The organism is Pseudoalteromonas sp. Of11M-6 (genome assembly GCF_022347905.1).
In the GTDB taxonomy this organism is placed as follows: Bacteria; Pseudomonadota; Gammaproteobacteria; order Enterobacterales; family Alteromonadaceae; genus Pseudoalteromonas.
The window spans coordinates 48,744-55,542 of sequence record NZ_JAKRFW010000037.1; the positions used below are offsets into that span (position 1 = coordinate 48,744).

6 protein-coding genes are annotated in these 6,799 nt (G+C 43.3%); all 6 read right to left on the bottom strand.

The genetic code is table 11. The annotated features are described in order from the left end of the window. Positions 1–77 precede the first annotated feature (77 nt). Positions 78–950, bottom strand: coding sequence for a 50S ribosomal protein L11 methyltransferase (gene prmA / locus MHN32_RS16795; protein WP_010607189.1), 873 nt, complete (start codon positions 948–950; stop codon positions 78–80). 74 nt (positions 951–1,024) lie between these two features. Further along, positions 1,025–2,875, bottom strand: a complete 1,851-nt coding sequence (gene rpoD / locus MHN32_RS16800; protein ID WP_010607190.1) for an RNA polymerase sigma factor RpoD — start codon at positions 2,873–2,875, stop codon at positions 1,025–1,027. Positions 2,876–2,996: 121 nt separating this feature from the next. Beyond that, positions 2,997–4,736, bottom strand: a complete 1,740-nt coding sequence (dnaG, locus tag MHN32_RS16805; RefSeq protein ID WP_010607191.1) for a DNA primase — start codon at positions 4,734–4,736, stop codon at positions 2,997–2,999. Between the two features lie 177 nt (positions 4,737–4,913). Further along, on the bottom strand, positions 4,914–5,360 hold the full coding sequence (locus MHN32_RS16810; protein ID WP_010607192.1) for a GatB/YqeY domain-containing protein: 447 nt from the start codon (positions 5,358–5,360) through the stop codon (positions 4,914–4,916). 20 nt (positions 5,361–5,380) lie between these two features. Next, positions 5,381–5,596 (bottom strand): 30S ribosomal protein S21, encoded by a 216-nt coding sequence (rpsU, locus tag MHN32_RS16815; RefSeq protein WP_010362466.1) that lies wholly within the window; start codon positions 5,594–5,596, stop codon positions 5,381–5,383. Between the two features lie 186 nt (positions 5,597–5,782). Then, positions 5,783–6,367, bottom strand: coding sequence for a 16S rRNA (guanine(966)-N(2))-methyltransferase RsmD (gene rsmD / locus MHN32_RS16820; protein WP_174170612.1), 585 nt, complete (start codon positions 6,365–6,367; stop codon positions 5,783–5,785). Between the last annotated feature and the right edge of the window lie 432 nt (positions 6,368–6,799).

Consider the following 6,799-nt stretch of genomic DNA (forward strand, 5'->3'; position numbering starts at 1 on the left):
ATTACAGGCTTTACCAGTTAAAACTTACTAACTTTCATTGACTCGCTGGTACTTTTGTCAGCGTTACGTTAGCAGCCTTATTTTTTCACACCGCTGACGCGCGTCCATTCACCCTGTTGAGCAATGTTGTCTAGCTTTAAAAATGGTGCATAAACATCCGCAACAGATTGCGCTTGCTCTTCTAAAATACCAGACATGGCGATGGCACCTTTGTCGCCCAAGAAGCCGAGAATGATTTCGTGTAGCTCTCTCAGCGGCTGTGCAAGAATATTAGCAACAACGATATCAGCACTGAATTGCGGCTGATTTTCAGGTAAATACACTTCTAGTTTATCTGCAACGCCATTGCGCTCGGCATTATCGCGGCTTGCGATAAGCGCTTGTGGATCGATATCAATACCAATTACACGCTCAGCGCCCAATTTGATTGCTGCAATGCCTAAAATCCCAGAGCCACAGCCAAAATCAACGACCGTTTTACCGCTGAGGTCTTGTTGTTCTAACCATTGCAGGCAAAGTGCGGTTGTAGCATGGGTACCAGTACCAAATGCAAGACCAGGATCCAGCAGCACATTGACGGCATTGGGATCTGGCACATCACGCCAGCTTGGGCAAATCCATAATCTCTCGCCAAACTTAATTGGGTGGAAATTATCCATCCACTCGCGTTCCCAGTCTTTGTCTTCTAGCTGTTCAAGCTTGTAGTTTAACGGCTTGTCATATTGTGACTGGACAAAGTCAACGACTGCTTGCATATCATGATTCGCTTCAAATAAACCGATCACCGTTGTCTCAGGCCATAAGATGACTTCGCCAGGTTTTGGTTCGTAAACGGGATTGTTTTTACTATCCATGAATGTGACAGACGGACAACCGACATCCATAAGCATATCGCTTAACGCATCGGCATCGGCTTTATCTGAATAAATTCGGATTTGGATCCAAGCCATGTGTGTATACCTATTTAATCCAATTACTATAAAAAAGGCCGCTGAATAGCGGCCTTAATCTTATTTGCTACTTTTTAGCCCTTAACGTCTAAAAAGCTCTTTAATAGATCTGAGCGAGAAGGGTGGCGCAGCTTACGTAGTGCTTTAGCTTCAATCTGACGAATACGCTCACGTGTTACATCAAACTGTTTACCCACTTCTTCTAACGTGTGGTCTGTATTCATATCGATACCAAAACGCATACGTAGTACTTTAGCTTCACGAGCTGTAAGACCTGCCAGTACTTCGTTGGTCGCGCCACGAAGACTTTCCATCGTTGCTGAATCAATCGGCGACTCGATAGTTGTGTCTTCGATAAAGTCACCAAGATGTGAATCTTCATCATCACCAATTGGCGTCTCCATTGAGATTGGCTCTTTGGCGATCTTTAACACTTTGCGGATCTTGTCTTCAGGCATCATCATACGTTCTGCCAATTCTTCAGGACTTGGCTCTCGGCCCATTTCCTGTAGCATTTGACGAGAGATACGATTCAGTTTGTTGATTGTTTCAATCATATGCACTGGAATACGGATAGTTCTTGCCTGGTCCGCAATTGAGCGAGTAATCGCCTGACGGATCCACCACGTTGCGTATGTTGAAAACTTGTAACCACGACGGTATTCAAATTTATCAACCGCTTTCATCAGACCGATGTTACCTTCTTGGATTAGATCCAAGAACTGCAGACCACGGTTGGTATACTTTTTAGCGATTGAAATTACAAGACGTAAGTTCGCTTCAACCATTTCTTTCTTCGCACGGCGAGCTTTTGCTTCACCAATACTCATGCGACGGTTGATGTCTTTAATACGCTCAATGCTAAGACCAGTGCTATCTTCAAACGCTTTAAGCTTGTTAACACAACGCTCGATTTCAGGTTTTACTTCAGCAAGTTTTGCTGAGTGTTTTTCACCTGATGCAATTTCAGCATCGATCCATGCGGTATCGGTTTCGTTATTAGCAAAGTGCTTAACGAAAACCTTTTTTGGTACCTTGGCAATTTGAACTGCTTGTTTCATGATGATGCGTTCTTGAACACGCACTTTATCCATCATGTCGCGCATGTTATTTACCATGCGGTCAAATTGCTTAGGAACTAACTTGAAAGTACGGAAGTGATCGCCGATTTCCTGAATTGCAGCTTTCGCATCTGGGTGCGAGCGACCTTTACTTTCAAAAATTTCTCGCGCGGCATTGTACAGCGTACGAAGATGTTCAAAATGCTCGCGAGCTTCTTCAGGATCTGGGCCAGAATCGCCTTCTTCTGAGTCGTCATCGTCATCATCTTCATCATCATCTTCGTCATCCAAGTCTTCATCACTTAGCTCAGAACCGATGTGTGTTGCTGAAATTGGCGCTTCGTTTTCCTCGACAGCATTAGGATCAAAGAAACCAGAAACAATGTCGCTTAGGCGCATTTCTTCCGCTTCGTACTTGTCCCATTGTTCTAGAAGATAAGTAATGGCTTCAGGGTATTCTGCAACAGAAATCTGTACTTGGTTGATCCCTTCTTCAATACGCTTAGCGATTTGGATTTCGCCTTCACGAGTTAGAAGTTCAACCGTACCCATTTCACGCATGTACATACGAACAGGGTCAGTTGTGCGGCCAATTTCTTTTTCTACTGTTGCTAAAGCCGCAGCTGCCGCTTCCGCAGCATCCTCATCTGTTGTTGTTTCTTGCATCATCAACTCGTCAGCATCAGGCGCATTTTCAGAGACCTGAATACCCATATCGTTGATCATGCTGATGATATCTTCTACCTGATCTGAGTCTATGATGTCTTGTGGAAGATGATCGTTAACTTCTGCAAAAGTTAAATAACCTTGCTCTTTACCTTTCTGAATCAGAAGTTTGAGTTGTGACTGAGGAGATTGATCCATAGAGAAATTTGCTTCCACTCTGAAAAGTTGATACAACAGGCGCCAGCTATTTAACAGCTAAATTTTGATGACGCAGTGAATAGAACATTATAGCACCGAAAATTGCTATTGACTAGAACTTCTACTGTTTAAGCGCTTGGGTAAGGAGTGCGCATTCTAGCCGCTCATCATTTGTTAGGCCTTCGGTTTTCTCCTTTATTAATAGGGTCTCTAGGCGATAATTTAAACACTGATCTTCAATAAATTGAAAAGTATTTTTAAATTCGTCTTCTAGCCTATCTTCAGCAACGCCATGTTGCCACACCGCAAGCTTTTTCAAGGCATCGAATTCAGCTTGGTCGCGATAATGTTCAAGTAACTGCGCTGTGTTTATTTGCGGGTTATCGTGACATAACATTTGTAAGCTCAGTAGCAGCTGAATACCTGGGATCGCCATTTCACCGAGTTCAGGCATATACTCAACCGTTTGCGCAAGCTGTGGATGTTGGAGCAGTAAGCCAATCGCTCGACGCATTGGCGTGACTTTAAATTGGCGCTCAATTTTATTCTGCTGTTTGTTACTTGCCAATTTAGCACTAAGTTGCTCACGAGTACGACCAATTAATCTAGCTAAGGTAGTTAACAAACTCTCTTGGTAGTAGTCACTGGGTATTTTGCTGATCAGTGGAATGGCATCGGTAAGCAGCTTGGATTTGCCTGCATCATTTGTAAGGTCGCATTGCTCGCGTAATTTGGTAAACAATACTTGCGTATAATCGGTTGCCGTGTCCAGCCGCGCTTCAAAGGCGTCTTTGCCTTCTTGCTGTACTAATGAGTCTGGATCTTCACCATCAGGTAAAAAGACAAACTGTAGAGACTTACCGTCTTTTAAGTTAGGTAAAGCATGGTCAAGTGCACGCCAAGCCGCATCGCGGCCAGCTCTGTCACCGTCATAGCAGCATATCACTCTGTTGGTATTTCGAAACAAAGTTTGCATATGTTCAGCTGTGGTTGCAGTGCCTAACGCGGCAACGGCGTAATCAATGCCTTTTTCTGCAAGGGCAACGACGTCCATATAGCCTTCCACAATCAACACTTTATCTAATTGCTTATGGGCTTGTTTAGCTTCATAAAAACCATAAAGTTCGAAACTTTTATGGAAAATGCGTGTTTCAGGCGAGTTTAGATATTTAGGGCCTTGATCTGCACCCATTATCCTTCCGCCAAATGCGATGACACGACCACGTTTATCACGAATAGGGAACATCAAGCGATCGCGGAAGAAGTCAAATTGGCGGCCAGCTGACTTTTCTGATGCTAATTTCAAATCAAGTAGCTGCTGTTTGTGCTCAGGCTTGCGGGCTATTTGATTACACAATGACTCCCATTCAGGTGGTGCATAACCAATCATAAACTTTTGTACAGTTTCGCCACTCAGGCCGCGGCCTTTTACGTAGTCAATTACTTGAGTGGCATTGCTATGGTGTTTTAACTGATGCTGGTAAAACTTAGCGGCTTGGAGCATTAAGTCATAGTCAGACTTTTTTTCTTCCATTGAACGCTGCGGCCCTTGCGGGGCGTTTTCGCGTGGTACTTCTAAGTTTAATAGGGCGGCTAATTCTTCAATAGCATCGACAAACTCAAGCTTGTCGTATTCCATTAAAAAGGAAATTGCGTTGCCATTAGCACCACAGCCGAAGCAATGATAAAACTGTTTATCACGTGACACGGTAAATGAAGGCGTTTTTTCATTGTGAAATGGACAGCAGGCTTGATAGTCTTTTCCTGCTTTTTTTAATCCCACACGACCGTCTATGAGCTCGACAATGTCCGCTCTTGCGAGCAAGTCATCAATAAACTGTCTAGGGATTTTGCCTTTCATTTAAGTTCCGAAGTTGTATTAGTGAGTGAGCGCATTATATCAAGGAGCAACGAGAAAAAATCAACTTAATTCAATTAAGGTATCTTATTAGCGCTGCATTGATACGCATGACGCCTAAAACGAAGAAACCGAGCACTAGGCTCGGTTCACTTATCAATCATACAATTGTATGTGGGCTTAAGCGGTAAGTCTTTGCTTAATTAAACCTGAGACTTTACCCATATCAGCACGACCTTCAGCTTCTGCTTTAATCGCACCCATTACTTTGCCCATGTCTTGCATGCCTGACGCACCAGTTTGTGCAATCACGGCATCAATTAGCTCGACAAGTTCATCTTCGCTAAGTGGCTTAGGAAGGAATGTCTCAAGTACGCTAATTTCGTTAGCTTCGATATCAGCTAAGTCTTCACGCCCTGCATCTTTATACTGGGTATAAGAATCGCGACGCTGCTTGACCAACTTAACTAAAACCGCAGTAATGCCTGCGTCGTCTAGTGTAGTTTGGTTGTCGATTTCTCGCTGTTTAATTTCAGCAAGTACCGCACGAATCGCGCCAAGACGAAGTTTCTCTTTGGCTTTCATCGCTTCTTTTTGCGCGTCTTTTAGCGTAACTAATAAGCTCATTGATACAAGACCAATACTGATTAGTATAATTTAACGCGACGTGCGTTTTCGCGAGAAAGCTTCTTCATGTGACGCTTAACCGCTGCAGCTTTTTTGCGCTTACGCTCAGCAGTTGGCTTCTCGTAGTGCTCGCGACGACGAACTTCAGAAAGGATACCTGCTTTTTCACATGAACGTTTGAAACGACGTAGTGCAACGTCAAACGGCTCGTTTTCTCTTACTTTAATTACTGGCATTAAAAATTCACCTACCTAATTAATGAGCTTAGCTCTATCTGGCTAAAAACTAGCCAATTGGTTCAAAAATGGTGCGGTATTGTAATCTGAAGCAAGACCGCATGTAAAGCCTAAATTATAGCTAAAAACACCAGCCCTGTCATGTCATACGCTAGCGGCTGTTTTTTCATTCTTTATGAGGGAATTTCAGCGCTGATACAGGCGGCAGATCACTTGTCCTGCATGCTTTTCTTTAATCACTTGCCAATTTTCTGGTGTTTCAGGTTGTGCCTCTTGTTCAAATTCAACATAGATGAGTGCTTCTTCGCTGAGCCAAGATTGTGACTCAAGTAAGGCACAACAAGGAGTCACAAGCTCTTTGCGAAAGGGTGGGTCAATAAAAACCAAGTCATATTGCTGTTGCTTAAGGTTATTTGCCAGCATGGTTAACGCGTCGGTATTAATGATTTCAACGTTATCCAGTTTGAGTAAAGTTGCATTATTGCTAAGCTGCGTCGCCGCGGTTTTATCCAGTTCGATAAAAGTTCCGCTTGCTGCGAAGCGTGAAATAGCCTCAAATCCTAGACTGCCAGCACCAGCAAAGCAATCGAGTACTTTTGCGTCTCTTACGTCCTGCATGAGCCAATTAAAAACGGTTTCTTTCATTCTATCTGTTGTTGGTCTTAATCCCGCAACATCATGAACTGGTAATTTGCGACCTTTATGCTTACCACTGATCAGGCGGATGAAACCAGACTGTTTGGTATTTGACTTAGGCTTAGATTTTCTCATAGCGACGTAATTTGCTTCTTTATTAAAGGTTCTTGGTGTCAGGATTTTTCATCCTTACGGAACATGGTACACTTGCACGCAATTTTGTCTAAGCACTAAGGTTGCCATCCTCGGCTTGCCTTTCGAGCCCAAAATTAAGTGTGATATCAATCCAAGTAAAAGCAATAAGCTGATGCGGATTGGCGTTTTCGAGTATGGTAGCAAGATCATCAACATTTTGCTTTGGGTTTATGCAATTTATCTAACACGGTCATAAGTGAATATGGGAAAGAAAAACAAATTTTTATCTTGGTTGGGCTTTGGTAAATCCGATAAAGAGCAACAAGAAGCTGAACGCCAAGAACAGTTAGCAAAAGAACAAGCTGAGCGTGAGGAAGCAGAACTTCAGGCACAACTTGCGAAAGAACAAGCTGAGCGTGAGGAAGCAGCACG